26 protein-coding genes are annotated in these 25,065 nt (G+C 37.6%); 25 read left to right on the top strand and 1 reads right to left on the bottom strand.

Annotated features, from left to right (window positions below):
• The first annotated feature begins 15 nt into the window (after window positions 1–15).
• The 16 genes from BTN98_RS18010 (at window position 16) to BTN98_RS17935 (ending at window position 13,903) form a co-directional block, all read left to right on the top strand.
• A complete protein-coding gene (locus BTN98_RS18010; RefSeq protein ID WP_065190043.1) occupies window positions 16–402 on the top strand; it encodes a DUF2976 domain-containing protein in 387 nt (128 codons plus the stop codon).
• An 8-nt stretch (window positions 403–410) separates the two neighbouring features.
• Window positions 411–839 (top strand): DUF3487 family protein, encoded by a 429-nt coding sequence (locus BTN98_RS18005; protein ID WP_065190044.1) that lies wholly within the window; start codon window positions 411–413, stop codon window positions 837–839.
• Window positions 820–1,521, top strand: a complete 702-nt coding sequence (locus BTN98_RS18000; protein WP_065190045.1) for a PFL_4703 family integrating conjugative element protein — start codon at window positions 820–822, stop codon at window positions 1,519–1,521. The genes BTN98_RS18005 and BTN98_RS18000 overlap by 20 nt, the downstream gene beginning before the upstream one ends.
• Window positions 1,522–1,606: 85 nt before the next feature.
• Window positions 1,607–2,416 (top strand): DUF3438 family protein, encoded by an 810-nt coding sequence (locus tag BTN98_RS17995; protein WP_105030061.1) that lies wholly within the window; start codon window positions 1,607–1,609, stop codon window positions 2,414–2,416.
• A 4-nt stretch (window positions 2,417–2,420) separates the two neighbouring features.
• Entirely contained in the window at window positions 2,421–3,911 is a 1,491-nt protein-coding gene (locus tag BTN98_RS17990) for a TIGR03752 family integrating conjugative element protein (protein ID WP_065190047.1), read from the top strand.
• Complete coding sequence (locus BTN98_RS17985) at window positions 3,889–4,308, top strand: hypothetical protein (RefSeq protein WP_065190048.1); 420 nt, start codon at window positions 3,889–3,891, stop codon at window positions 4,306–4,308. Before BTN98_RS17990 ends, BTN98_RS17985 begins: the two co-directional genes overlap by 23 nt.
• 3 nt (window positions 4,309–4,311) lie before the next feature.
• Entirely contained in the window at window positions 4,312–7,188 is a 2,877-nt protein-coding gene (locus BTN98_RS17980) for a conjugative transfer ATPase (RefSeq protein WP_105030060.1), read from the top strand.
• Between the two features lie 246 nt (window positions 7,189–7,434).
• Window positions 7,435–7,605: a cold-shock protein gene (locus tag BTN98_RS17975; protein WP_065190050.1), complete on the top strand. Its 171-nt coding sequence runs from the start codon at window positions 7,435–7,437 to the stop codon at window positions 7,603–7,605.
• 683 nt (window positions 7,606–8,288) lie between these two features.
• Window positions 8,289–8,909 carry a hypothetical protein gene (locus BTN98_RS17965; RefSeq protein ID WP_065190051.1) on the top strand — a complete coding sequence of 207 codons (621 nt, stop codon included), beginning with the start codon at window positions 8,289–8,291 and terminating at the stop codon, window positions 8,907–8,909.
• Between the two features lie 290 nt (window positions 8,910–9,199).
• Window positions 9,200–9,346: a hypothetical protein gene (locus tag BTN98_RS20410; RefSeq protein ID WP_156674906.1), complete on the top strand. Its 147-nt coding sequence runs from the start codon at window positions 9,200–9,202 to the stop codon at window positions 9,344–9,346.
• A gap of 9 nt (window positions 9,347–9,355) precedes the next feature.
• Window positions 9,356–10,642: an RES family NAD+ phosphorylase gene (locus BTN98_RS17960; RefSeq protein WP_065190052.1), complete on the top strand. Its 1,287-nt coding sequence runs from the start codon at window positions 9,356–9,358 to the stop codon at window positions 10,640–10,642.
• A 541-nt stretch (window positions 10,643–11,183) separates the two neighbouring features.
• Window positions 11,184–11,423 carry a type II toxin-antitoxin system prevent-host-death family antitoxin gene (locus tag BTN98_RS17955; protein ID WP_065190053.1) on the top strand — a complete coding sequence of 80 codons (240 nt, stop codon included), beginning with the start codon at window positions 11,184–11,186 and terminating at the stop codon, window positions 11,421–11,423.
• A gap of 9 nt (window positions 11,424–11,432) precedes the next feature.
• Window positions 11,433–11,777 (top strand): type II toxin-antitoxin system RelE/ParE family toxin, encoded by a 345-nt coding sequence (locus tag BTN98_RS17950; RefSeq protein ID WP_065190054.1) that lies wholly within the window; start codon window positions 11,433–11,435, stop codon window positions 11,775–11,777.
• A gap of 626 nt (window positions 11,778–12,403) precedes the next feature.
• Window positions 12,404–12,655 (top strand): hypothetical protein, encoded by a 252-nt coding sequence (locus BTN98_RS17945; RefSeq protein ID WP_065190055.1) that lies wholly within the window; start codon window positions 12,404–12,406, stop codon window positions 12,653–12,655.
• A 23-nt stretch (window positions 12,656–12,678) separates the two neighbouring features.
• Window positions 12,679–12,963 (top strand): helix-turn-helix domain-containing protein, encoded by a 285-nt coding sequence (locus BTN98_RS17940; protein WP_065190056.1) that lies wholly within the window; start codon window positions 12,679–12,681, stop codon window positions 12,961–12,963.
• Entirely contained in the window at window positions 12,947–13,903 is a 957-nt protein-coding gene (locus BTN98_RS17935; RefSeq protein ID WP_065190057.1) for a reverse transcriptase family protein, read from the top strand. Before BTN98_RS17940 ends, BTN98_RS17935 begins: the two co-directional genes overlap by 17 nt.
• 196 nt (window positions 13,904–14,099) lie before the next feature.
• Here the strand turns inward: BTN98_RS17935 and BTN98_RS17930 are convergent, their stop codons facing one another.
• Window positions 14,100–14,249 carry a Hok/Gef family protein gene (locus BTN98_RS17930; RefSeq protein ID WP_043128471.1) on the bottom strand — a complete coding sequence of 50 codons (150 nt, stop codon included), beginning with the start codon at window positions 14,247–14,249 and terminating at the stop codon, window positions 14,100–14,102.
• 455 nt (window positions 14,250–14,704) lie between these two features.
• Here BTN98_RS17930 and BTN98_RS17925 point away from each other — a divergent pair, with 455 nt between their 5' ends.
• The 9 genes from BTN98_RS17925 to BTN98_RS17880 all read left to right on the top strand — a co-directional run bounded on the left by BTN98_RS17925 (window position 14,705) and on the right by BTN98_RS17880 (window position 25,059).
• Window positions 14,705–15,163 (top strand): DUF1525 domain-containing protein, encoded by a 459-nt coding sequence (locus BTN98_RS17925; RefSeq protein WP_065190058.1) that lies wholly within the window; start codon window positions 14,705–14,707, stop codon window positions 15,161–15,163.
• Window positions 15,156–16,328, top strand: coding sequence for a TraU family protein (locus BTN98_RS17920; RefSeq protein WP_065190059.1), 1,173 nt, complete (start codon window positions 15,156–15,158; stop codon window positions 16,326–16,328). The genes BTN98_RS17925 and BTN98_RS17920 overlap by 8 nt, the downstream gene beginning before the upstream one ends.
• A gap of 121 nt (window positions 16,329–16,449) precedes the next feature.
• Window positions 16,450–17,784 carry a hypothetical protein gene (locus BTN98_RS17915; protein ID WP_065190060.1) on the top strand — a complete coding sequence of 445 codons (1,335 nt, stop codon included), beginning with the start codon at window positions 16,450–16,452 and terminating at the stop codon, window positions 17,782–17,784.
• A 9-nt stretch (window positions 17,785–17,793) separates the two neighbouring features.
• Window positions 17,794–19,506 carry a conjugal transfer protein TraG N-terminal domain-containing protein gene (locus BTN98_RS17910; protein ID WP_065190061.1) on the top strand — a complete coding sequence of 571 codons (1,713 nt, stop codon included), beginning with the start codon at window positions 17,794–17,796 and terminating at the stop codon, window positions 19,504–19,506.
• Window positions 19,507–20,164: 658 nt separating this feature from the next.
• Window positions 20,165–20,617 carry a hypothetical protein gene (locus tag BTN98_RS17905; RefSeq protein WP_065190062.1) on the top strand — a complete coding sequence of 151 codons (453 nt, stop codon included), beginning with the start codon at window positions 20,165–20,167 and terminating at the stop codon, window positions 20,615–20,617.
• A 317-nt stretch (window positions 20,618–20,934) separates the two neighbouring features.
• Window positions 20,935–22,152 (top strand): recombinase family protein, encoded by a 1,218-nt coding sequence (locus BTN98_RS17900; protein ID WP_065190063.1) that lies wholly within the window; start codon window positions 20,935–20,937, stop codon window positions 22,150–22,152.
• A gap of 483 nt (window positions 22,153–22,635) precedes the next feature.
• The gene (locus tag BTN98_RS17890; protein ID WP_065190065.1) at window positions 22,636–23,061 is read left to right on the top strand and encodes a single stranded DNA-binding domain-containing protein; all 426 of its coding nucleotides are present in this window, start codon (window positions 22,636–22,638) and stop codon (window positions 23,059–23,061) included.
• A gap of 27 nt (window positions 23,062–23,088) precedes the next feature.
• Entirely contained in the window at window positions 23,089–23,376 is a 288-nt protein-coding gene (locus BTN98_RS17885; protein ID WP_065190066.1) for a hypothetical protein, read from the top strand.
• 114 nt (window positions 23,377–23,490) lie between these two features.
• Complete coding sequence (locus BTN98_RS17880) at window positions 23,491–25,059, top strand: phosphoadenosine phosphosulfate reductase domain-containing protein (protein WP_065190067.1); 1,569 nt, start codon at window positions 23,491–23,493, stop codon at window positions 25,057–25,059.
• Window positions 25,060–25,065 lie beyond the last annotated feature (6 nt).

Below are 25,065 nucleotides of genomic sequence, written 5' to 3'. Positions count from 1 at the left end.
CAGTTGGAATCAGAAATGAAAAATTTAAAAAAACCACTAAGCGTATTTAAAAAAGCAAAAGCGCGTACAGCAACATTACTTCTATCCACTATTTGTTCTGTCCAAGCTCATGCTGCTGGTGGTTCACTTCCAAGTGCAGATGTGCCAGGGGGAGCTTCATCAGATTACATCGCAACGGGTAAGAACATTGTATTTGGTGTTGCTGGTGTAGTTATCGCAGCAATCGTACTTGCCGCATTCGTTGTTGTATCTCAAAACACTATCGCTGCATACAACAACTGGCGTAATGGTAAGTCAACATTCTTTGATCTTGGTTTGAACGTTGCTGTAGCCATTATCCTAATTATTGCTGTTATTTGGATCATGGGTACAGCCAAAGACTCATTTGGCCTTTCGTTCTAATAACTATTATGCAAACACAAAGAGAGAATACTCAACAAACCAAACTTGATGATCTAGATGAAGCGGCAATTATCCTGCTTGGTTTAACGTCCTCAGAGTTGGGCGTGGTGTTTGGTGGTTCGATCATGTGTTTTGCTTTGATTTGCTTGATCATCCTTGGGTTGATGGGTCTACCGATTGGTATTGCCATTGGACTAATCCAAGGATGGTTACTCAGCAAAAAGATAGGGCGAATGAAACAAGGTCGCCCATCTTATTTGCTGATAGGTGAGTTAACTAAAAAATGGCAACTTCAAGGACTTTCTATTTTTGGTTTATTCAAAATCAAAATACCAAGTGGGTTTATTGATGATACATCTTGGGACACTCAATCGCATATTCATGGCACTCAACTTGATCTAATTAAAAGAAAATCTAATGACGAAGACGAAATCTAATAGCGCGAAAGAACAAATCGCGCCACCACTAAAAGAGAATATTTCTAAACGTTCATTACCTAAAAAAATGATGCGTTTTAGCGATGAAACACGCGATCACATTAAAACTTTACGTGCTGTTGGTTTTGGTTTGGCTGGTTTGTTTTGTGTGACGGCTTACGGCTTATATCGTATACCTGACACTATATTACTCTATCAAACGCCTAACTTGGAAAGCGGTTCGACTCGCACCATTAGTGATGTACCTGCTTATTCTGTATACGGTTTTGGCCTGTATGTAATGCAGCAAATATTCAATACAAATGATATTAGCGATGGTCTTCAAAAAAACATCATTGCTTATCGGAACTATCTAACGCCTGAGTTCGCTCAAGAGTTAGAAACAATGATCAAACTTGAGCTTAAAAAATCTATTGCGACTCGTGGTGTTAGCCAAGAAGTACGTGAAATGGTAGGTGCGCGTTTTGATGATAAGAAAGTCTTTAAGTTAAGCGCATCTAAGTGGGTAGTTTATTTAGATCTGCAATTTGTAAACCGTGTTAATGGGCAAAAGACGAAAGATATTCTAGCTCGTTACCCAATCGTAGTTGAGAAAGCGGATTTCGATCCAGCGAAGAACCCAACTGGTTTACGTATTACCGGTTTCTACGGTGAACCGACTCGAATAGGTTTAGACGGTTAATTATGAATAACAAAAAAAGATCGCCCTTTTAATATCAGGACTACTCGCTACTGCTTGTAGCCTTTCTGCTAATGCAACCGAGGTTATGAAATGGGATGGTGCGCCATTACAGATCAACCTTAAAAATGAACAACAACGTTTAGTGCGTATGCCCGATAACACCATGTTTCGCGTACCAGTGGAACTAAAGGGTAAGTTGTTAGTAGATAGTGCCGCTGGTGTCCTTTATATACAGTCTAACGAAACATTAAAGAACGTTCCTGTTGAAGCAAAACTCGCAACAACTGGCGAGATCATTAAATTCACTGTTAATTCATCACCAACGGCAAAAGGTACGGATGATGAAATACGAGTGGTAATGCCGTGGGAAAATGACAACGCTAGTAAAGTAGCAATGCAATCATCAATGCCAGTTGGTGTGCTTCCTGACGAGCAAACCTCTAATGCTGCGTTCAGCGATAGTGGGGCTGCTGCGGCTGTTGTGCCTAACGAGGCCGTATCACCAAATGAGTTAATACGTTATGCAGCTATGCGTAATTTTATGCCTAGCCGTCTTTGGAAAAATAACTCTCAGATTCAGCAATTGCCAGCACTAAAGCTCAATTTGGATCAATTGTTCTATGGGCGATCTACTAACGTGTTCTATTCGCGCATTGAATCAGCGTATAAGGCTGGCGATATTAACTTGTACGTTATCACTTTACGTAATCGTATGCCGTTTCCTGTTGACGTTCGCTTTGACGACATAGCGATTGATTTTAGCTATGCCTCAGTACCAGAACCGTACTACGCATTAGGTGCAAAATCATCGCAAAACAATTTTAGCTATTTATATTTGATCACGAAGCACGACATAAAGACGTTAATTAAAAACGTTGATCCGTCAGTAGGGTAATTCAATGAAATTAAGTCCTTTAACTGTAGCTATAGGTGCTGCACTTGTTGTAGCCGCTGTGGTAGCCGTAATGCCTAACGGTGAATCATCAAAAAACGTGACCGTCCAAGCTACCGCACCAGAACTACCAACTAAAAATACTGGTGGTCTTGAAACAACATCAGAAGAACAAGTAGCGACTCTTATTGCTATCTCTAAAGCTCAGAATGAAAAGCTAGCCAACTTGGAAGATTCAAATCGCCAGTTAACTGCTGAACTGGATAATGTTAAGCGTGGTGGGAACAACAAGAGTAATACTGACGATATAGTTAATTCTGTTTTAAACAAAATTAACTCAACAGGAGCGTTAGATGTTGATGCTGCTGTTAATGATAAGTTGCTTGATATGGAAAACAAACTACGTGACTTTACGAATCGAACTCATGTCGAACAACCTAGTTATATTGTTGATTACGGAGTAGATACATCAAGTAATCTTGGAAACGGCAATATTAACGCTGTCACTGTGACTGGTAATGCCGATAACGGGTATCAACTAACCGAAAGTCAGTCTTTAAATGGGTGGACTCTACCGAGTGATGCCGAGTTAAAAGCTGAAAATAACAACAAAGAACCTACTGCAGTTTTTGCTTTAGATAAAAAAGATGTGTTCAAGCGAAATACAGGTAATCGTCTTTACCAACCACAAGTAATTGAAAAGACTGAGGACGGTAAAGAGATTGATCATGTAACTAAGTTTGGCACGATCCCTCAAGACTCTACTTTAATGGGCGCGGTAACAATGACCGCATTGTTAGGTCGAGTGCCGGTTAAAGGCAAGTTAATTGATCCGTTTGAGTTCAAGGTATTGGTAGGCGCAGATAACCTAGCGAGTAACGGTATTTACATTCCTAACTTGAAGTCGATGGTGTTATCTGGCGTAGCTAAAGGGAACTACACTGGCCAATGTGTTTCTGGTGACATTGTGAGTGGTACATACACATTTAACGATGGTCGTGTGCAGTCATTTAATGCGAGCAATTTAGATCAAGAGGGGGGAAACAACAGCACCTCTTATGAAGCTGCTGGTCAAGTATCACAAGACCGTGTGGGTTGGATTTCTACTGATAACGGTATTCCATGTATTAGTGGTAAATACATTTCTGACGCTGCAAGTTTCATTTCTCTACAGGGTGGCTTGGCTGCTATAGGCGGTGTGGCAAGTGGTTTTGCTGCTGCTGCTCAAGAAGTAACGGGTACAGGCGATAATCGCAACGCTGTTATAACCGATCCGACTAAATACGCTTTAGGGACTGGCGGTGATGCTGCTGTTAAATCTATGAATGCATGGATTGAAGATATACGCCAAACAGCATTTGCAATGGTCTACGTTAAGCCAAATGTGAAAATTAGCATTCACATTACAAAGCAAATACCTATTGATTATCACTCACAAGCTCGAAAAGTATCTTACGTAAAGGATTGGAATAGCCATGCAAACAAAACACTTGATTAGTAGCGTTATTGTCGCAACAACATTAGTAATGTCAGGCTGTACAGCCGCGCCGAAAGACCTTTTCCCAACTGATAATATGACCATGCAAGAGATATACGATAATCACTCCGCTGGTGGTCAAGACGGTGAAGCTGGGAAGTTATGGGATGGTGGTCGCCATTTCATAAATAAACGTGTAGCAACACCAACCGAACGTAATATCACACCATACATTAACCACGGCACACCAAAGCCTGAGTTTCGTATGTTGCAGAATCCAACAATGTACCTATTCGTAAATACTCACATGAGTACGCGAGATAACATTGTTGTTCCAGCATATGTCACTGAGTTTAAGTTGTTGGAACGTGATGAATACGCGCTCCCAGGCGAAGTTAATTTATCTAATTGGAAATAACAAATGCTAAAAAAAATAATGAGTGCGTTAACAGTAGGTGGGGCTAATAAAGCCCCTGTTGAAAGCGCACCAGATCAGGAAAAAGCTAATATCCAACCAGAAAGAAAGCCTGTCACGAAAAAAGACGTACAAGGTATCTATGATCGTGACCTACCATCTTTTGTTGATCTACTGCCTTATGCTGGTTACGACAATACTACCAAGACGTTTATCCTAGAAGATATGTTCTCACGCGCTAAGGTTTACACCATTGAACCTGTCGCTACTGAGGGGCGAGATACTGAATCGTTGATTCGTTATCGTGACAAACTAACTGAATTTTTAGAGCAGTCGTTTCATCAGTATGCGAGGCATGAGGGACAATGGATTATTCAGCAATTCAGTTACGATGATCCAAACATAGACCGTATTGCTGGTGAAATGGAGTACTACGCTGCACCACACGCTCAAGGAACAGAATTTACAAAACACTATATAGATATGCAGCGTAAACACTTGCAAGGTATTGCCAACAATCAAGATGGTATTTTTATAGATAATGCGGTAACAAAATCGGCCTTTGTCGGTGGTTATCGTCAAACTAAATTGATCATTTACCGGCGTTGTACGCAAAGCAATGCAAACGATGTGGATTTTTGCCCTGCAGAAGAAATTAATGAAGTTATGGATACCGCGATTCAAACTTTAGAGTCGGGTGGCTTCCGCGTGATGGAAGATACACCAAAGACATTCTTCTCATGGTTGTTGGATTTGTTTAATCCAGATCCAGAAATGGGGAAGAAAGACTTTCATCGTATTTATGATGACATTTTAGCGCGTGAAGCTGACGGGGAGCTACCAATTGGTGATGCTCTTTGCAACTCTCTGGTAATGTCACCACCGCGTAGCGATAATAAGAATAATTGCTGGTGGTTTGATGATCAGCCAATGCGTTTTATGCGTATTGGTGGTTTACGTTCGATTCCTCGTATTGGCCAGTTAACCGGTGAGGTTGTCGATGGTGAGTTAGGTAGTGGGTCTGAAACGGTATCGTGTGGGTTAGATCGCTTACCTACAGGAGCTATTCTATCGTCCACTACTGTTATCTGTCCTCAAGTTGAGTTCGATGGAATTATTCAAACACAATCTGAGAAAAGTTACGGTGGTAGTACAAGCGCAAGCCGTAAAGGTGAAGCATTAGAGCAAATAGCGCAAAGCGTTGGGCGTGGTGATCTGATTTGTCGTAACTTTAGTGGTTTGTATATCCGTGGTAAAAACTTAAAAGATCTAAAGAAACGCTGTATTTCAGCATATACAACGTTACATAACTGTGGTTTGAAACCGCTTACTGACCGCCATGATCCTTACTCAGTAAAAGCGTTCTTGTTTGGCTTACCAATGGCCTTTAACCCTGAGTTTGATGCTAAATATATTTATCATAAGCCAATTTGGTGTCAGCACGTAGCAAACCTATCTTTTGCCTATGGTCGTGACCTTGGGACTAAAAATCCGTGCTATGTTTTTTTTAATCGGGGCGGTTCTCCATTATGCGTAGATCCGTTCAATAAAAATGACCGTGAAAATAATACATTTGGATTGGTTCTTGGTGCTCCAGGTTCAGGTAAATCAGCAACAAGTTGTTATTTGGCAACGTCTATAATGGCGATCTATCGTCCAAGAATGTTTATATTTGATCCAGGTAATTCATTTGGTCTTCTTGGTGATTACTTTAGCCGTTACGGGCTGAAAACAGCCAAAATGTCCTATAGTGCAGATAAAGTAACTCCACTATGTTTGTTTGCAGATGCTTACAAGTTAGTTGAGATTGAAGATAGCAAAATCAACATCGTAGATGATTTCGCACATGAAATAGACAAGATAGAAGAAGATGCTATTACAGATAGCGCAATAGATCTTGATGATGAAACTGTAGAACGAGATATTTTGGGTGAGTTAGAGATTATTGCTCTAATGATGATCACCGGTGGTGAAGTTCGTGAATACGAATCGTATCGCCGTGCAGACCGTCAAATGCTACGTAGAAGCATTGTTGATGCTGCAAAGCGTTGCCATAATTCAGGGGTAATGGTGCGTCCACAACATATCCTAGAAGTGTTAGATGATATAGCAAATCAACGACATGGTGAGTATAACGAAGAACGTAGAAAGAAAGCTGCGGATATGGCTGGCGGCTTAGGCTTTTGGTGTGAACCTAATACATTTGAATGTAATGTATTTAACAGTGAGGGCGATGGTATACCTGACGTTGACGTTTGCATTATTGACCTTGCAACGTTTACACGCGAGGGCTATGAAGCGCATATGGCGATTGCCTTTATGGGTATTCTGCAATATGTAAATAACCTTGCTGAACGCGATCAGTATTTGGTTCGAATGATTGCCTTACTAATTGATGAAGCACACTTGGTAACTATTAACCCATTACTTGCACCATTCTTGATTAAGATGATCAAGATGTTCCGTAAACTTGGTGTTAGTCCTTGGTTGATTACTCAAAACATTACCGATTTTCCTGCTGAATCTGAAAAGATGCTGTCGATGATCGAATGGTACATAGTAATGCTGGCAAGTAAGAAAGAGATTGAGCGAATAGCTAAGTTCAAAAACTTCTCAAGTGAAAAACAAATAATGATGGAGTCGTGTCGTAAAGAAGATAAGAAATATACGGAGGGCGTGATACTGAGTAACAAGACTGTTTCGTTATTCCGTGCCATACCGCCAAGTCGTATATTGGCATTGGCTATGACTGATAAAGAAGAAAAAGCAGAGCGTGGGCAGTTGTGCCAAGATCTTAAAGCCAAGGGTTTACCGCATGAAATGGTAGATGGTGCGATTTACAAAGGTGAACTACTAGATAAAGCGCGAGGCATCATAAGTTAGCGTTCAGAATAAGCCGATCGGTTGTACCGGTCGTTTTTTTTGTATTTTGGTGCATCTAGGTGTTCTTTTTACAATAAATACCGCTCTGTTGTTTAGAGAGTTATTAAATGCAGCACTAAGTAACAGTTGAAGTTTCAGCTACATCAACGTTATCGTTTTGTATCTCAGTGTTTCCCTTGTATTGGCAGTAACATTAATAATTTAACCACTTAGCAGTTAATTAATCATCTATATAGGGGGTATCACATGTTTAATCAAACAACTGGTTTAGTAAAATGGTTTAACGAAGCGAAAGGTTTTGGTTTTATTACTCAAGACAACTGCGGTGCTGACGTATTCGTTCACTTCTGTGCTATTGCTTTTGAAGTAGAACAAGGCCAAAAAGGTCTACAAGCTGCAAACGTTGTAGCTATCTAATTTATCCTCGCTGTAAATAATAAAAATGCTGGTTATGGCCGACATTTTTTATATTGGTTTTCGATGTAATAACCCGCTATGCGTTTATTAAATCTGGTAATAAACTCACGTAATTCATTTTTGGCGCGATTGGCATCTTGTTCGGTCGTGGATGCTCGAAAGTAAGCACGCATCAGCATTATCATCACCTATTGGTTCAATTTAAGCTGGTTTCTTTAATTGGTTTATTATAGGTGGTTTCTAAATTCTGCAATCCAGGTTGAGGGGTAATGTAATCTGGTTTCGTTGGGGGATACCCTAAAATGACCGCAGTAATCACAGAACAACAAGGCATAAATAGGTGTCTCTAACTCATTTATGCCCCATTATCATTCAGAGCAAATACTCATTCATATCGTATTAACGTGATTTTGGATTAGTTTTATTTGCTGTATATATCAACAGTTATAATGAAACGTGGTGATTTAATATTTCGGTTTGTGTTTAATAAGACTAATTAAATACATTTCTTACTTTTTACATCCTCTTTCAAATCGGTAGATGTAAGAAAGTGCCAGCAAGTTCATAATATGTAACGATTATATCGAGTATGATAATGGTATTTTATAAGTATATTTTTGCGCGAAAGTAAGAATGCTTATTGATATATTGTTAGCCGCCATCGTTTTGACTTGGAGAAACTATTGAAACTTGTAGTATTTGCACTGATTTTGTTTATTGTGGTCTTAATCAGTTACCCGATTGGTGTTGGTTTGATTGGAGGTCACGAATTGGCTTATACCCCAAAGGCGTGGGCTGATTTTGCGACATACTTTGGTGGTGTGAGTGGCCCAATACTATCTGTAATGGCTTTAGTGTATATTGCTAATACCCTTAAATCTCAGCAGGAAAGCGTAATTGTTAATAAGAAGTTGATTGTAATAAATACTTTGAAAGATGCTTTAGAACGACATTTTCAGTCTATTGAACAAAAGATTTTTGCGCCTTATATGAATACGGGACTATCAGTAGAAAGGTATTTTATTAACTTACGAAATCAGAGGGAGGCAGCAGTTGATGAAGCTGTTATTGTTGCTACGAACCTTTTGGTAGAGATTGCATATTTTTCAGGAAATATGAAATTTTATTTGGAAAGGCTTAGGGATATCGGAGAGTCAGAGCTAGAGCAAGGTCAGTTGGATATCACAGAACGGTTAGCATACATCAGTAAGCTTTCTCCTTACGTAAATCTCTTGGAGTTTCACGCTAATCTAGACGTATTGTCGCCAGACCAAGAAGAGTGGTTAAAAATATTCAAGTCATAAAACGCCTAACAGATAAGGATATGTGTCGCACAGCTGATATCGTTCGAAATTTCGAACAAACCCAAGCCACCTTATTATAAGTAAATATCATGAATCGTGATGCCGAACAGTCAAACATAAGGTTACCCTTACTTTTCCTAATATCAACCAGCCTGAATAGAGCAGATAATCTAAACAGTTTCTGTCCACTTTCGAGCTAGCAAATGTGGTTAGCTCACATTTGCCCCAAAATCATTTTGAGTTGTTGTTCTACGCAGTTTCTTCTGTCCCCTTCTTCCGTACTTTTGCTAATGGCATTACCTCTGAATGATTGCGTTGCATGTACAGTTAAACGTGCAGCTGTGTTAGTGTTATTAAACGCATGGAGCTTTGCTAACATGTGGGCTGAAGCGTACCAAATGGGCCTGCTAAGTCGATTAGCACGTCAATGTCTATAAGGATTGCGAATGATTATATGTGGAAGTTGCATAAAATTTGACTCTATTTCAAACTTCATCAATGAGAATGGAAATAATTACACATGTGGTTATTGTGGAAAGAACAGTATCAGTGTTGATGATAAATTAATATTTAAATATATATATGATAAATTGGATAAAATTCTTGTTCCAATAAATGACTTATTAACTACTTCTTCTCTATTTTACCATGCAAATGAAGACTTACAGACGTTTGAGTCAAGTGCTGATTTCATTGATAATGTTTTTTGGTCTTATCAATACAGTAATGATGATTTTTTTCGTATGGCTGACCAGCGTTTTTTGGATAAACTGGTAGAAGACCTGCCTAATGATAGTGAACATGGGCCGTACTGCTTAATTTCCGACTCTAACAGATATAGTGAAATTCAAGATCATGAGGCACTTTGGGACTCATTGGTTAATAGGCTCAACTATGAGTTCAGATATATAAACAACTCTTTAATTGATGCATATGACTATTGGTTATCTCCGTTAAGAAAAGGGAGTGAAATTAACCATTCTCACATAAGAACTTTAAAAGAAGGTGATAGATTATATCGAGCACGTATTTATAATTCTAATAATGAAAAGAAAAGCATAATTGAATCTCCATACAGGCAAATTGGCCCTGCGCCGTGTGCATTGACATCCGAACAGAGAATGACATCATCTGGCGTCTCAGCCTTTTATGGTGCTCTTGATAGAGAAACTTGTCTTGCAGAAGTAAGAGGTGATTCAGGCACTACTGTAATTAGTGGATGTTTTAACCCTATAAAAGATCTGAAGTTACTTGATTTGTCTTCATTAACAGAAATAACCTCACATGGTTACTTATTAAACGACCCATTTATTGAAGATTTTGATGCTATTTCTATAGCATCTGAGTTCTCTAAAACCCTATACGATCACCTTGTTCGTCCAGCCAAAAATGAGCACAAAGAAACATATAGAATAACGCAATCCTTCTTTGAATACTTGAGGTATAAGTATAATAACCAGATCCATGGAGTTTGTTTTACTTCAATACAGGATTCAAACAACGGTACAAATGTCGTTATTTTCCCTGAATTCTCTGTTGTCTGCAATAGCAATGGTGACGTCTATAGCCCTTATAATGAAAGACCGAACCGACCAAATAAACTGATGTCGGGATTTAACAAGTTTACTAATAATTTTTCTAATGATGCTGTTCTCGTATTCTGTGATGGGACATTAGTAGAACATAAAATTCAATCTGTTAATTTCGTTCAAGAAAGTAAAAAGGTATTTTAATTTGAGTAAGTTGGAGGGTAGGACATTCCTTTTCCCTGTCAGGTTTTCCATACATAAATTAATCCATCTTTTGCTAATTTAGTAGAGTTGCTAACACGTTTGTGTCCAATAACGAGTTAGCTCTTTAGCTAACTCGTTTGTGATCACCAAGCGATCCCGCTGAAACCAACTTCACCAATATCAGTCTATATCGACGAATTTCACTCCTGATTTCACATAACATCTGTTACATGAATTTCAGACATCAGATGTAGCCCCTTTGTTGCAACCATTTAGGTTTGTTAGTTCGCATAAGATACATACTGTTAAATACAGCCGTTTTCAAAGAAAAGTAGAACTATAAAAGACAAGATCGTTTAGTGCTTATTGATCGCTACTTGTGTCGGTTTTTATTTGGGCTAAATATGGACTCTTATGGGTGGGTGAGCTATACTTGCTATATCGAGTGACCGTTAGAGTTGCCGATGGTTTTTTAAGGGTGATTACTCTGTAAGTTAGAGTAAGGATATATAGAGTTAATTGATAGTAAGGGTGAATAGTGATGATTGAGACAGTGAGTTTTTTGAAAAAAAATGCAGCCGCTCTTCCATTATCTGAACCATTGACTATTACGCAAAATGGTAAGCCATCTTACGTTGTGACTTCTTATGAAGAACATGAACGTCGTGAGCAGGCCATTGCTATGATAAAGATGCTCAGTTTTGCTGAATCTGATATCAAGCAAAGTCGTACATCGTCAATGGAATCACTAAAGGAAAGGCTGGCTGCTCGTAAAAATTAACGAGGTCATATGCCTGTGAAAAAATTAGTTATTTTAGAGACATTTGAAAATACAACTTTTGATATTATTGATTATTTCACCCAATGGAATAATGACAATAAGGTCATAGATCGAGTTGAAAAGCTGATTGAAAAGTTTGAATATACTGTACTGGAAAATCCAGAAATGTATCCGATATGTCAAGACATAAGAGAATTTTTTGGAATTGTGGATTACCGTATATTCAAATCAGACGGGCTAAAAATCGTTTATCGTTATGATGCAGCAAATAGTATGGTTTATGCCATGCTTATGCTTAGTGACAAACAAGATATGCAAAAGACGCTTATCGACTATTGTCTTGTCCATAGATAAATTTTTAATATTAAATGTTAACAATTTAATAGGTCGCTTAGGCGGCCTTTGTTGTATCTGGACGTTACGTGGTATCGGATCACATTAGATGCATATTGTTATTAAATACAGATATTGAGTAAATATTTTTAGTTTTTAATAAATTGACTATTTGTAAACTATTGACTATTTGTCACGTTTGAGTCACAATTCAAATCACAGGATGTTTCGTCCTGATGTTCTTTAAAATAATGACCTTTTTCGAATCGTAACTGGCAGTAATGCCGATTATCTTATTGATAATCCACGTCACCCAACACATCAAATTCACGCAATCAGTTAAGTCAATGAAGATAATGTATGTAGCATAATATATTAGGCATTTATTGAATCGTACTAGTGAGTTGTAACTTATATTAAGTAGTATTTCTAAGGCTAACAGGCTAACAGGCTAACAGGCTAACAGGCTAACAGGCTAACAGGCTAACAGGCTAACAGGCTAACAGAAAAAAAATATTAGTTATATTGGAGGGCATAAGAACAATAAATTGTTCTAAAGATGATGGTTTACGCTATCTATATCATTTTATTCGGTTCGGCAAATTTTTTGGAGGGGATTTTCCCAATATCGAATAGAAAGGTTATTTATGAATACTCAAATTTTAAAGAACTCACGTGAAGTACTAGAATTAATTTTACGTGAGAAACATGATGATATAGATAGCAATACGAAACTTAAGGTCGAGAATTTACTCAACCAAATTAATGCAGAACTTGAAGGGAAGACATCTTCTGAAACAACAAAACGTGACATTTTAGAAACGTTTGGAGTGTTACTCGGTGTACTCAATAAAGGAGCAAAATTTGTTGAAACTATACTCTCTATTCTTAATCCGTAAGGTAAGCCATTAATTTTTTTATTATGAATTTTTCAAATACTTTAGAAAAGTGCCGTAAGCACAGAAAATTATCTAAGAAAGACTTAGCTAATAGGATTGGGAAAAGTGCCTCTTATATAACCCTTTTAGAGCAGGGAAAGAGAGAACCAAACTTTGGCCTTGTTGATGATTTGTGTGCAGCGCTAAACATTCCAACATCTGTATTTATGTTTCTCGCATCTCAAGATCAAGACCTACCTATGAGTGATGAGTTAACCATAAAGATAGAACAACTTATGTATCAATTAATTGATGACTCTGACTCCTAAATATAACTTTAAAACTATCGGCAGTATTAACGCTTTAGCTCGTTTACTTCAAATCCCATTAAACAGAGTTATTTACTTATCCAATAACGCGTCTGATTTTTATCGCGTTGCCAGAGTTGAGCAAAAAAAAACGGGAGGTCAGCGTATCACCTATGATGCTTATAAAACTCTAAAAGTAATCCATCGAAAAATTCAGACTCAAATATTCAAAAAAGTCATATACCCTCAATACATGCATGGTTCAATTAGCGGTCGTTCATATATTACAAATATAAAAAATCACACAAAAAGTAAAATTGTAATCTGTGAAGATATTTCTAACTTTTTTCCTACGATTAAAGCAGAGCAAGTTGAAAAAATGTTCATACGTTTATTTCACTATCCTAAAAACGTAGCAAAGACATTAACAAACTTAGTAACTTTAAATGGAAGTGTCCCACAAGGTGGTATTTGCAGTAGTTATATAGCAAATCTAGTAATGTGGGAAAAAGAATCGATCCTAGTTGCACGTCTAGCAAGGGAAGAACTAACTTACACTAGATATGTGGATGATATTACAGTATCAGCTAAATCTTATATGAGTAAGCCAAAAGTTAGTGAGGTTATAGCCTTAATATATGGGATGCTTCGTTATTACGGCCTTGAGCCAAATAAAAAGAAGCATGAAGTATTAGGTAATGGTACATACCAAACAGTGCATCGAGTAGGGGTTAATGGCCGGCGACCTAGTTTTGGTCATGACGAGAAACAGTTAATCAGAAGTGCTGTTCATAATCTTCATATTTTATTTGTCGATAAACAATGTACATATGAAAATTACTTAAAAGTATTTAGTTCCGTGAGTTCAAAAGTGGGAAAACTAAAGCAACTTAATGAATATCAAGGAAAAAAATATAGAACATTGTTAAATACAATTAAACTTTCGATTAAAGACAATTAAGATATCACGCATTTTAATTGAATAGTTCTAAGAGGTCGCCTCGGTGGCCTTTTTTGTATCTGGACGCTTCAGTACGCATAAAACTTGTGATGTTAAATGAGACTGATTTTAAAGTATGAGGATTGGGTGCTCATTGGCAATGTAACCAAACAAACCTGAAATGGTGAGGCATGATTGCCCCACCATTTAGGCTAGATTATCTCACTTCGTAGGCAAGTACCGCCTTAAAGAGTTTAGTACCATCCTGGTACTGAACTTCACACAAGTCATCCCTGACGAGTGCCAATGCAACTAATAATGTGAGACACACAATTAGTAATCCTGTTGGGAAGTTTCTTTTTGGCATTTTTACTTGCCTCCTATAGTGAGAGGCACTAACATATGAATTGTCTAGAGTCATTTGTTGGCCTCGTTGATTTAAAATTAACGGGGCTTTCATCTATCTGGCCTATCACAAAACATTTTTGTTCGTTGCTCAAGACTAGATAGCCAAGAGCACCCGCGCTGATTATACATTAACTCGTCTACTCCCTATCATTTTTTTGCCATGAACCTTCAAACCTATAAATTAAGTAAATTTATGCTTTCGCCCTCGGTTTGACATAATAGGTATTATATCTACCAGAACCGCAACAAGATTTGCAGTAACAAAAAATAGTCATAACAAAACCGCCATACCTAATTGATTTTGTAATCTTCAAAATCTAACTTAAAAATAAGCACTAAACATACTAAAACCATGCCTTGAACATTAAATGCTTAATATCTGGTCATTAAATCATAATGAGTAGTAGAGAAAGCATGAGTCGATTCAAAATCCTATACATCGCCACTATCTGTTTCAGTTCGTCCTCTTTCGCTTCAATACCAAACCCAAAAACTGTTGAAGTGTTTACTACAAACGAAACCGTATCAAGTGTTGTGAACGTCAAACCAAACTCTAAAGGATTGGTTGTTAATGTTATTGATAAAATTGATGTTTTAAGTGAACAGGCTACGGAATCTATACCTAAATACGATCCGAAACGTTTTGGTAGTTTCCAGAATTACAAACGATTCGCTAAAGAACGTGTTATTGAATGGGCAAAGGAAAATAAAAAGGCGTTTAAGAACACCACTACTGGTATTACTAGCGCGATGAATTATGAGCTTAAAAGTGTGCCAGCCGTAGTAATTAATGGTGAGTACGTTGTCTATGGTGATATGGTTTCTAATGCAGTAAGAAAATGGCGTAAAAAGGTAGGGCGTAATAATGTTTAATAAAATAAATGCTATTACTCTGGTTATGACTCTGCTTACTGCTCCTGTAATGGCGGCAAACAACAATTCTGGCGTAGATACTAATAATTCCTCTTTTTCCAATCAAGATCGCTACAGTGATGTTAATCAGTTTGTTGGCCAAGGTGATAATAGTTTTGATGCCATGATTGCTGAGGATAATAATGCAAATACAATTGTTACAACTGTCGGTGGTAAAAAAGTCACACTTAAAGATGATAGCAAGTCTTCTTTAGCCGATGATTGGAAAGCTGGCTTTGATTTGCAATGTGTTGATTGGAAGATTACTGGTGGTTGTATATGGTTAAAGTTTGAGGTTTTTTCAGTATCAGTAAAAACATCATTAAAAGTTTCTCACTATAGCCCAGATGCAATTGTTGAGGTTTTCCATGATATAAACGATACACCAACATCTTATGCCAAACTCAACAATAAGGTGGCAAAGTCACTTGGTAATTCATTATTTTCTAAAGTTACTCTCAAGGGTAACAAGATGAATAACAATGACTCTGAGGGTGATGGTTTCCATGATGTTCATGTAATGGGCAATCCATTGATTACTCTGCACGATAGTATTATTGGCACTATGTACAATCAGATCGGTTACTGCGATTCAGGTGCAACCCCATTCAAAACATACATGCATTCCTTTACAGATATTGAGTGGCGTTTAGGGATTTGGGAAACCGTAAATGCGTTTCGTTATGCGTATATGAGTATAACTGACAAAGCGAGCGTTCAAGTCAACGATTATGGCGCGAACCCTGCTGGTGCGTTATGGGGATCGCTTTATCCTCGGATTGGTAGAACAGAAAATCCAAGTCCATTTATAGGTGCTGCTATATCAGCGTTACGTGCTGGTGTGTTGGTAACAAATTCGTCAGGTATTCATACAGTGATGAAAATGGGGAACTCTACGGACGGCAAACAATTCTTTGATAATAAAGTCGATCTTCAAAATGGTAAATGGAAAGTCTTGTTACCAAAAAAATTCGCTGGTAAGCAATGTACAACGATGCCTTTTAGTGGTGTGAGTAATTACGCTGGCACAAATGAGCCCAAAACAGATAGTAGGAACTACGTGTTTCAAATGTGGCGTAAATATGTTTGCTGTGAGAGAAAGGGCGCATATATCGGTGGTTGGTAAGTGACTTGATTTTGCAAACAACAATATCAGAGTAAAGATATAGCGTTGTCGCTCTAAAACAGGGGCGATAACGCATACACCATACAATGTGTTTATCTTATTAAACTGGATAAGCATAATAATGAAAACAAATTCAAATTCTCCATCCTATATTTCTCGTATAGCCCTTGCGGTTGCTTTGTCTTTATCCGTGTCTGTTTCCTCTCATGCGGCACAAGACACTTCCTTTATTACGGAAGATGATTTTGCCCGTAGTATTAGTCATATCAAGCTAGATAGACTCAAAGAACAAAGTCAGTACAACAATCTTGCGCGTGCAAACGTAAATATTAGTAATTCTTGTGGCTCATTCAGTCCAGCAATTGCCGTGGGCAGCTCGTTTGCACAAGGTAATCTTTCAACGATGTTTGATGCAGTTATTACTAACGCGAAAGGGGCGGTTATGGGCTTGGCTAGTCGTCTTATTCAAGAAGCAAACCCAGGGCTATTTAAGTTTCTACAACATGGCGTAGACGCTGGTTATACCGATTACTTATCTGCACTAAAGTCGTGTGAGGGTGTTCAAAATCTGTTAGTGGATAACGCGCCTGAGTCTGTAATGGGTAAACTAGCTATGGGTGACAAGCTGCTCGATACTGCAAGTCCGAATACGTCAGTTGATATTAGTGCCTTTATGAAAAGTAAAGAATTACGGAATGGTAATGGCGGTGTTAAAGGTATTGATGGTCAAAAATATGGTGGTAAAACAACACCTGCATTAAAAGTTGTCAATCAAACAGTTAAAGCTGGCTGGTGTATGTTAACTGAGTCTGGCACTGGTTTGTGCCGTGGTGTGGTTAACGGTGGTTCTGGTAATGCTATGCCGGTTCTAAAGAAAGAGTTTCCAACTGCGCTTGATGCAGAGTCTTTTGCCCGCAACCTTATTGGTGAAGTTGAAATGCGTTCTTGTGAGGGGTGTGATTCAGTTAAATCAACACCACCACAAACAGTATCACAGCTAATTGATGCTGAGGCCGTTATAGCCAAAGGGCAATTATCCGCATTAATGCGTAATTACAAACCTAACAGTATCCGTACAAGCGATCTTGAATCTATCAGTGCTTCAACGTATCCAATTACACGAAATATGTTCCTTAATCTAAGTCGTGAGAAGCCTGTTATGCAACAAGCAATGTTAGATCACATTTCTACTGAGCTAGCAACTGCCCGTGTTCTTAACAAAATCGTTTTAGTACGCCAGATAATCCTAACGGGTTTATCTAACTCAAAGTTAATTAACAATGAAGCCATTTCTACTACTGCAAAAGAGCGATTAATACTACTCGATAATTCAGTTAAGAATTATTACGAGGAATTAAAGATCCGTGCTAGCACAACAACATCAGCACAAAAACTAACATCTGAGCGTATTGAAGATCGTAAGCTCTCTAATGGCGCAAGCAGTCTTAGCATTTAGGTATTCATTATGATGACAATGGTTTCAAATGATCTTAGTGATGTATTTATGCTGCCGCTGGCAACGTATATGTCAGGTGAGATCTGGTCAATTTTAGAAGCAACAAAACTATTTTTAATCCCATTTATCATTTTAATGATAGCGGCTATTGGTCAAGCTCGTAAGCAAGGTGTTGACGAGGGTAGTTCTGCTATACAGGCTTATAAACACATAGAGGTCGGTATTATTACGATGTTTGTCGTTATGCTGTTTGCATGTAAGCCCTTATCAAGTAATGGTTCAGTTTCACCAGCTTCTATTAGCGTAAAGAACTACTCATGTTTGGTTGGTGGTGGTTCTATAAGTAGTTCTGGTGGTGCAGATTCAAATAGAAACGGCTTAGGTATATTCAATGGAGTAGATAAAAGCGCATTTTTAAATAACCCGTTTATTCGTGTGATACCGGCTTCATCACCAACTCTTGCGACTGGTTTAATGAATCAGTTAAGTATTGGTTTAACTAATGCGTCCGTGGCTGCTTTACCTTGCGTTTCACATACATCAATGAGATATGCATTCTCGAAAATTGAGACTTATGAGCCGGATAACCCCAAACTACAAAATTTAGTAAAAGATTTTAATAAACAATGTTATTCGCAAGCACTAGATCGTAAATCAAGAGATCAAAATTTACGTTCTGCATCAATCAAAGGCCAAGATTATGCTTTTGACTCGAAAGATATTACAGATATGTACAATGGCAAGGTTGATGGTGTTGAGGGTGATCGCAACACAATGTTAATGAAAATTCGTAAGAATAATTGGACTGGCTCTACTGGTTCTATCCAATTTAATGATGCCAACATTAGTACATCTGAGGATTACGGTGTAGGTGTTGTTACGTGTGCTGAGGTCGCTAATGAGATCAAGAATAAGCTAAGAAGTGACGTTCGTAATGGTGATGCAAAGGATGAATTTAAGGCAATCAGTGTTGGCGATACGACAAATAGTGAAGAACAGAATACCCGTTTGCTTTTCTCTAATATCGTTAATAACAAAGGTTCGATACTAAATGTAGCGTCACAAACGATGTCTGATTGGCAAAATGCTGCAAATGATGGAGTTGATTACGCAAAAATGGCGTGGTCTTTAACAAAAGGGGCATTTGATGATTTGGATTCTGCAGGACATGTACTGAATGGTGGTGTTGCAAGTATTAGTTCAATGTTCAAAAGTCAAAAGGTTCATGGCTATCAGCTAGTTGCACCACTTGTGATCTCAGTAATTAAGGGGGTCTTGATTATTTCTATTCCTTTAATTTTGTTCTTTACTGGCTTTAGTCCTAAAACATTACTAACTGTGCTGGTGGCTTATTTTGCTATTGATTTCTCAAGGTTCTTCTTAGAACTCGGTAATCTTATAGACGAAGTGATTTTGTCATTTAGGCATACAGCCGTTATGTCTAACTCTGCAATGGAACAATCTGATTCATTGAATGTTCTCGCAGCCATGACAATTATAGGTCAATACGCCACATACACATTAGTTGGTGTCTGGTACATGTTTGTTGGTTGGTTAGGTGTAAAGATGATAGCTCCAATGCAAATGGCTGAATCAACCTCAGAAGATACCAGTAAGGGATCACAAGCTGCATTAAATTCGGCTGCTGGTGCTGCTACGGGAGGCGTGACTGGCGCAGCTTCTTCCGCAATTAAAAGTGGGATGAGTAACGGAAATAAATAGAAATATTTAGAGCGGCACAATAAAAAAGGGGCTAATAAGCTCCTTTTTTTATGGATTACTTTCAGGAATGAGCATTTTCATCAGAAAAATCTTGGCATGTTTCTTCTAATATTCTCACCATACGCATTAAACAGCATTACGATTAAAAGAAATACACCTATAATCGCCTCAACCAAGTTACTAAAAACGTGGTTAAGTAAACCGAAAAACAAATCTAAAGGTAGGCAAATAATATCAAACAAAAATTCAAACATTTTCAGTTTCTCTAATTAGTAACTTAATGCGTCCATTATCATTTTGATTCATCTTTTTAACAAGCAACGTTAATTCCTAAATCGAAATAAAAGTAAAAAATAATTCGTATTTAAAATTGTAAGTTACAATATTAAGTTGTTGACAACATATACATTGGAAAATATCATTGTGGGACTCGGCAAATCTCTTGCTAAGTTCTAAGGCTTTAATGCTTATCTACGTTTCCCGTCCTGAATGACTCTCTAAGATTTAACTATCATCGTTATAATTATATAACCTTGCATCTACTGTTTGTACACATGAACGCGCTATGTCATTACCTCATAACGTACTCATGTTTATAAAAGCATCATCCGGTGAAAGCTCCGTAATCCAACTCTCCACTTATCCAAGGTAATATAATATGCAATCTATACTCACTCTAGTTACGTTCTTAATACTTTTCATTCTACCAATGGCCGCTGTTTTCCTAGCTGGTCGATACATTTGGAATAAATTAACTGTCTCAGTTCCCGTTGATTTTGACGCGGAAAAGATGACAGTGAAATTTGAGCGTCATTTTTCTCCAAAAATGATAATTCAACTTCCTTATACGTTGCGTGATGATCTGTTGACAATCTTTGCTTTTATTAAGCGTATTGTTAATAAATTTCTACCAAAGACCTTTGATATTCAAACCTGTGACACAAATACTTGTGATGCTGAATTTGAAACAAAGACCAAGGTGAAAAGCAATATTGGTTCTGAACAAGTAAAAATCTTAGCTAAAGAAAAAACCACAACTCAAACTACTCAACAAGAAACTGATCAAGAACTACCGAAAGCAACTAAGTTTGCTTCTGGTGACTTCGGTTAATTCTCCGTCAAAATATCTATTTACCACTTATCTAATAACCCTATCAGAGTTAAACATGATCCTATCTATTCAAAACAAGCGTGATATTAAATCATTTGTCTCTTTTACAAGTGGCATCTTTGCTTTAACAGTGTTGCTTGGAACATTTTGTGCGTCTGTGACTTATATTATGTTCAAGTTCATGGGTTATCTCTAACTCAACACTGCTTCACAATAGTTTTTGTAAGTATCAATATCTAACCAAAGCCAATATCTCGATTTTGAAATTTCCAAAATTAAGATAAACTATTTTACTATCTATTTATCTGGAATATCTAATGTCTAATCAAAAAGCTAATACTCAAACTAATACTCAAACAGCTAACCCAACCTTAGAAGTTATGCTTAGTCCGTTTGCAGACAAACTTAACATTGCAACTAATGCTTATTATGGCGCGTTAATGGATGCTGTTTTTGGCAATATCAATAGTCGTCGTCTTGCTGATGGGATAAGTGCTTTACCTGTAACTACACCACAAATTGTTCGCCTTATTACGCGCTGTAAGCAGTATGGTATTGATCCCCTAATGGGTCATTTGTACGCAATTGAGCGTCAAGGTGTTATTAGTTACGATCTAACGATCAATGGATGGTTGTTTGTTCTTCAAAACCACTCAGATTTTAAAAATTATAAAACTGTTTATTCAGATGAAAAAGTACCATCTAAGATGATTGAAGGTCATATGATCCCTGATTGGGTTCGTGCTGATATTGAATTTAAAGATGGTCGTGTTTTCGAGGGGATTCGTGTTTATTACTATGAAGAAGTAGAAAATACACCTGCTTGGGATAAACGCCCAACTCGTATCCTTGCTGGCCGCGCTATCTCTCAAGCTACTCGTTACGGCATTAATGTCGATTTTGGTGAGAACGAAGATATGCCGGAATATTCATCTAAAACAATTGATACTCCGGTATCTGTAGTGTTTGATGATGAAGAACAAGGCTCTGAAAAAAATGAACAAAATTTAGACGCAGATGCTAAGGCTAAAGCCGATGAAGAAGCTAAGGCTAAAGCCGATGAAGAAGCTAACTCAATTGAAGTAGAGGGTGAATGGGAAGAATTTACTATTTCCTTTGAAGATCAATACAAGACTTTTATCGCTGAAACGAAGAAAAATGCCGGTGATATTACTGACGAAGCTGATAATGCATTTCGTAAGTGGTTAGCAGGTATGAACATTTCGTTCACTGACTTTAATGAAGCTCGCTTAATTAAAGCAAAACGTTTTATTAATGAGTTTATTTCTGAGAATCAAAAACCAAGTGAAGTTACAGTAGAACCAACAAAAACAAATGTTGTTGAGACTGCTGAACATGAAGTTGAATATGATTTCACACTTATTTCTTCTGACATTCTGCAATTAATTAATAATGCAGTTCGTAATGTTGAAAATTGTGGTGAACCATCAGAGCTTATCCAACTAATGGAGCTACTAGATAGCAACTTAGAACAGGCATATGTTCAACAACAACTTAAAGATCTTGGTTACTAATCCAATCTAACTACCCAATAAATTGAAGCCCTTTCGAGGGCTTTAATCACATCTAAAGGTCGTAAAATGGCATTTAAAGAGTACGTTTGCTCTGAACGGGCTACAGCCCTGCATGACGCATATATGATTGAGTTGAAAAAAGTATTACCCATAGTTAATTGTGAGGTGATACCCAATATTTTTACCTCAGTGTCAGGGCAAAATTTCTTATTATGTATTGAAGACGAATACGAAATTGATTTCCTTATGGCTTATAGTTTTTTTGGTAAACCATGCTCTCCCGTTTACTTAGAACCATCGAACACTTTTCGTCAATATGACGTTATTAACGCAACGAACGAAACTTTCTATAAAAAAGTAAAAATGACATACACTGATAGGGGAGTTAGGTCGTAATTTACTCTTTATAAGAGAAGATGATGTGCTATTCACTGGTACATATAGTGATGCAGTTAAAAATGGTTTTTTGGTGAAAAAATACTAATGAATATCTCTAACCTGACAAAACTAAAAAGTGATGAAGCTATTAACAAAAAGCAAGTAGATGAACTGCTAAATCTTTGTTCTTTAGCCGCTAATCGCGCTGCTGAAAAATCAAATGCCAGTGTGAAATTTCACTTAACTTACTCTAAGTTGGCTGGTGACTTGAAAGGTAGCTTAAAATTACAAACAGCAAAAGTAAGATATAAGTACACTACGTTTGCCATAAATTTTATTAAGCTATGCAAGAAACATCCATCCATTAACACTAATATTCTAGATACAACAATGGTAAACCAAACCGGTATGGTTGTTACTTTTCATGGTTCAAAAAAGAGCCGTGGAATTGATTATGCTGTTGTTGCAACAATTAGTGACCCAACCACACTTTCGTTAATGTCATTTAAAGATTTAAACATTAACTTGTAATCAATCTAAACCCTATCTGGAAAACTTATGAACCTATTAGCAAGTATTGAATTTGATTGTGCAAATATAGAGCGTGCAATAAATCAATCTAATTACGATGATAATGTTGTTGTAACTGTTCGAGGTGAAGAAGCTGAATTAGCATTTAGCAATGGCTTTGTGTCCTCGGGGCGTGTTATTCAAAGCGCAACAAAGAACACTGTTAACTGCATTATTAGCTCTAGAGCATTTAAAGCTAATTACACTAAATATCAAATAGTTATTGGTGATAATACGGCGACAATAACTGCAGTTAACATGAAAAAGTTGCATTAATAAACACAACGCCTATCAAAGCATTTTTCCAATTAATATCTAATACCCTAAACTATCAATCTAACTAAGCCTCGTCAGAAATGACGGGGTTTTTTCTTATCTAGGAATTATCTAATGTGGGTTACTAACTCAGAACATAATGTGCATATCCAGCTTGTAAATATTATTAATAATTTGAATCTTCCTTATGCTGTTCGTAACAACGGCTGGTCAAAAATTACTGAATTGAATGTGACAATCACTAATGATCGTCCGTCTATGCGTGATGAAGTACGTGAGCTATGTGAGTATTTAATTAATGCGCTGGTGGCTGTTCTTGAAACAGGAAAAGGTTTGGCGGTAAGTGTGAGTTTTGGCAAAGATAGTAATTGCTGCCTTGTGCTTTCGCTTGAGGCCATTAAACGCTTTAAGCGTAAATATGGGTACATGCCATCTTGCTACGTTATTAATTCTAATACTACTATCGAAAATCCAGCTTTGGATGACTACTTTAATCTTATGCAGCAAAATCTTGAAGTTTTTATAAACACGCATGATTTAGATGTTACGTTTATTGAGGTTCATCCTGATACAACGTCCCACTGGCATTACGTGACATTAGGGCGAGGCAAAATGCCGAGATACCCTGGCATGACTCGTGATTGCTCAGTTGATCTAAAAGTAAAACCGATCAAAAAAGCTAAAAAAGCGTTGGCCAAATTGACTGGTGAATTGGTTTCAGTTGTCGGTACGCGCATGAATGAAAGTGAAGAACGTAAACAGAAAATGATAGAGCGCGGTGATGTTGCTAACACTGTGCTTACAGGTGAAGACGGTGACTTGCTAATATTGCCGATCTGCGATTGGGAGGTTGATGATGTTTGGGCTTTGCTTACATATTGTGATTCTTCTAGCGAAAATGCGCTTTATCATTCATTCGCACCATCATTCGATGAAACGATTGATATTTACCGAAGTGCTAATTCTGGCGAATGTGCATTAAACGTGGGCGACAAGGGGCAATCTGCCGCCTGTGGCGCACGATTTGGATGCATATATTGCCTCGTTAGCGGTGATAAAGATAAATCATTAACAGCGATGATAGAGAGCGATTCTGAACGCTTTAGTTATCTTGCCGGCGTTAATAAATTGCGTGACTTTATGTACGCAATTCGTTGGGATATGGATCGTAGAGACTGGCTAGGCCGTTCGTTCGATATTGAAACTGGTTTTTACCCTTTACAGCCTGTCTATTTTAGTTTTGAAACACGTTTAGAGCTCTTGCGTTACATGTTAACGTTGGATGCTCAAGAGCGCGAATGGGCAAATCAATTCAACTCTGGCATTGTCCGTTTTGAGTTGGTTAACTATCAACAACTAATAGAAATTGATCTAGCGTGGGGGTTATACAGTGCTTCACCTCACGCATTTGCTGCCTTACTGGAATACCATGAGATTCATAACTGCGGTAAGCGTTATGAGATTGGGGAAATAGTGACTGCACCAAAGCTGCCAATTCCTGCAAAACGCTGGATTAAACTACCTGCTGCACAAGATATTAGTAAGAAAGACAAACGTCATAATCGTGATGGTTTATCTGATCCCAAGCTAATTGAAATGGCGCGTAATGCGGGTATTGTAATTCCAACAATTAAAGATCTGTTCACTGTTCATAAAAAAAATTGTGCCGTTTACAAAATCTAAAGTAAT

Origin of the sequence: Photobacterium aquimaris (assembly GCF_002954455.1) — a bacterium.
GTDB lineage: Bacteria > Pseudomonadota > Gammaproteobacteria > Enterobacterales > Vibrionaceae > Photobacterium > Photobacterium aquimaris.
Note: the sequence above shows the minus strand (reverse complement) of the source record. Positions and strands in the feature narration are given on the sequence as shown.

Bases quoted from the DNA above. Each gene is read 5' to 3' on its own strand.
- BTN98_RS18010 (WP_065190043.1), top strand. From the start codon at position 16: ATGAAAAATTTAAAAAAACCACTAAGCGTATTTAAAAAAGCAAAAGCG.
- BTN98_RS18005 (WP_065190044.1), top strand. From the start codon at position 411: ATGCAAACACAAAGAGAGAATACTCAACAAACCAAACTTGATGATCTA.
- BTN98_RS18000 (WP_065190045.1), top strand. From the start codon at position 820: ATGACGAAGACGAAATCTAATAGCGCGAAAGAACAAATCGCGCCACCA.
- BTN98_RS17995 (WP_105030061.1), top strand. From the start codon at position 1,607: ATGAAATGGGATGGTGCGCCATTACAGATCAACCTTAAAAATGAACAA.
- BTN98_RS17990 (WP_065190047.1), top strand. From the start codon at position 2,421: ATGAAATTAAGTCCTTTAACTGTAGCTATAGGTGCTGCACTTGTTGTA.
- BTN98_RS17985 (WP_065190048.1), top strand. From the start codon at position 3,889: ATGCAAACAAAACACTTGATTAGTAGCGTTATTGTCGCAACAACATTA.
- BTN98_RS17980 (WP_105030060.1), top strand. From the start codon at position 4,312: ATGCTAAAAAAAATAATGAGTGCGTTAACAGTAGGTGGGGCTAATAAA.
- BTN98_RS17975 (WP_065190050.1), top strand. From the start codon at position 7,435: ATGTTTAATCAAACAACTGGTTTAGTAAAATGGTTTAACGAAGCGAAA.
- BTN98_RS20410 (WP_156674906.1), top strand. From the start codon at position 9,200: ATGGCATTACCTCTGAATGATTGCGTTGCATGTACAGTTAAACGTGCA.
- BTN98_RS17960 (WP_065190052.1), top strand. From the start codon at position 9,356: ATGATTATATGTGGAAGTTGCATAAAATTTGACTCTATTTCAAACTTC.
- BTN98_RS17955 (WP_065190053.1), top strand. From the start codon at position 11,184: ATGATTGAGACAGTGAGTTTTTTGAAAAAAAATGCAGCCGCTCTTCCA.
- BTN98_RS17950 (WP_065190054.1), top strand. From the start codon at position 11,433: ATGCCTGTGAAAAAATTAGTTATTTTAGAGACATTTGAAAATACAACT.
- BTN98_RS17945 (WP_065190055.1), top strand. From the start codon at position 12,404: ATGAATACTCAAATTTTAAAGAACTCACGTGAAGTACTAGAATTAATT.
- BTN98_RS17940 (WP_065190056.1), top strand. From the start codon at position 12,679: ATGAATTTTTCAAATACTTTAGAAAAGTGCCGTAAGCACAGAAAATTA.
- BTN98_RS17935 (WP_065190057.1), top strand. From the start codon at position 12,947: ATGACTCTGACTCCTAAATATAACTTTAAAACTATCGGCAGTATTAAC.
- BTN98_RS17930 (WP_043128471.1), bottom strand. From the start codon at position 14,249: ATGCCAAAAAGAAACTTCCCAACAGGATTACTAATTGTGTGTCTCACA.
- BTN98_RS17925 (WP_065190058.1), top strand. From the start codon at position 14,705: ATGAGTCGATTCAAAATCCTATACATCGCCACTATCTGTTTCAGTTCG.
- BTN98_RS17920 (WP_065190059.1), top strand. From the start codon at position 15,156: ATGTTTAATAAAATAAATGCTATTACTCTGGTTATGACTCTGCTTACT.
- BTN98_RS17915 (WP_065190060.1), top strand. From the start codon at position 16,450: ATGAAAACAAATTCAAATTCTCCATCCTATATTTCTCGTATAGCCCTT.
- BTN98_RS17910 (WP_065190061.1), top strand. From the start codon at position 17,794: ATGATGACAATGGTTTCAAATGATCTTAGTGATGTATTTATGCTGCCG.
- BTN98_RS17905 (WP_065190062.1), top strand. From the start codon at position 20,165: ATGCAATCTATACTCACTCTAGTTACGTTCTTAATACTTTTCATTCTA.
- BTN98_RS17900 (WP_065190063.1), top strand. From the start codon at position 20,935: ATGTCTAATCAAAAAGCTAATACTCAAACTAATACTCAAACAGCTAAC.
- BTN98_RS17890 (WP_065190065.1), top strand. From the start codon at position 22,636: ATGAATATCTCTAACCTGACAAAACTAAAAAGTGATGAAGCTATTAAC.
- BTN98_RS17885 (WP_065190066.1), top strand. From the start codon at position 23,089: ATGAACCTATTAGCAAGTATTGAATTTGATTGTGCAAATATAGAGCGT.
- BTN98_RS17880 (WP_065190067.1), top strand. From the start codon at position 23,491: ATGTGGGTTACTAACTCAGAACATAATGTGCATATCCAGCTTGTAAAT.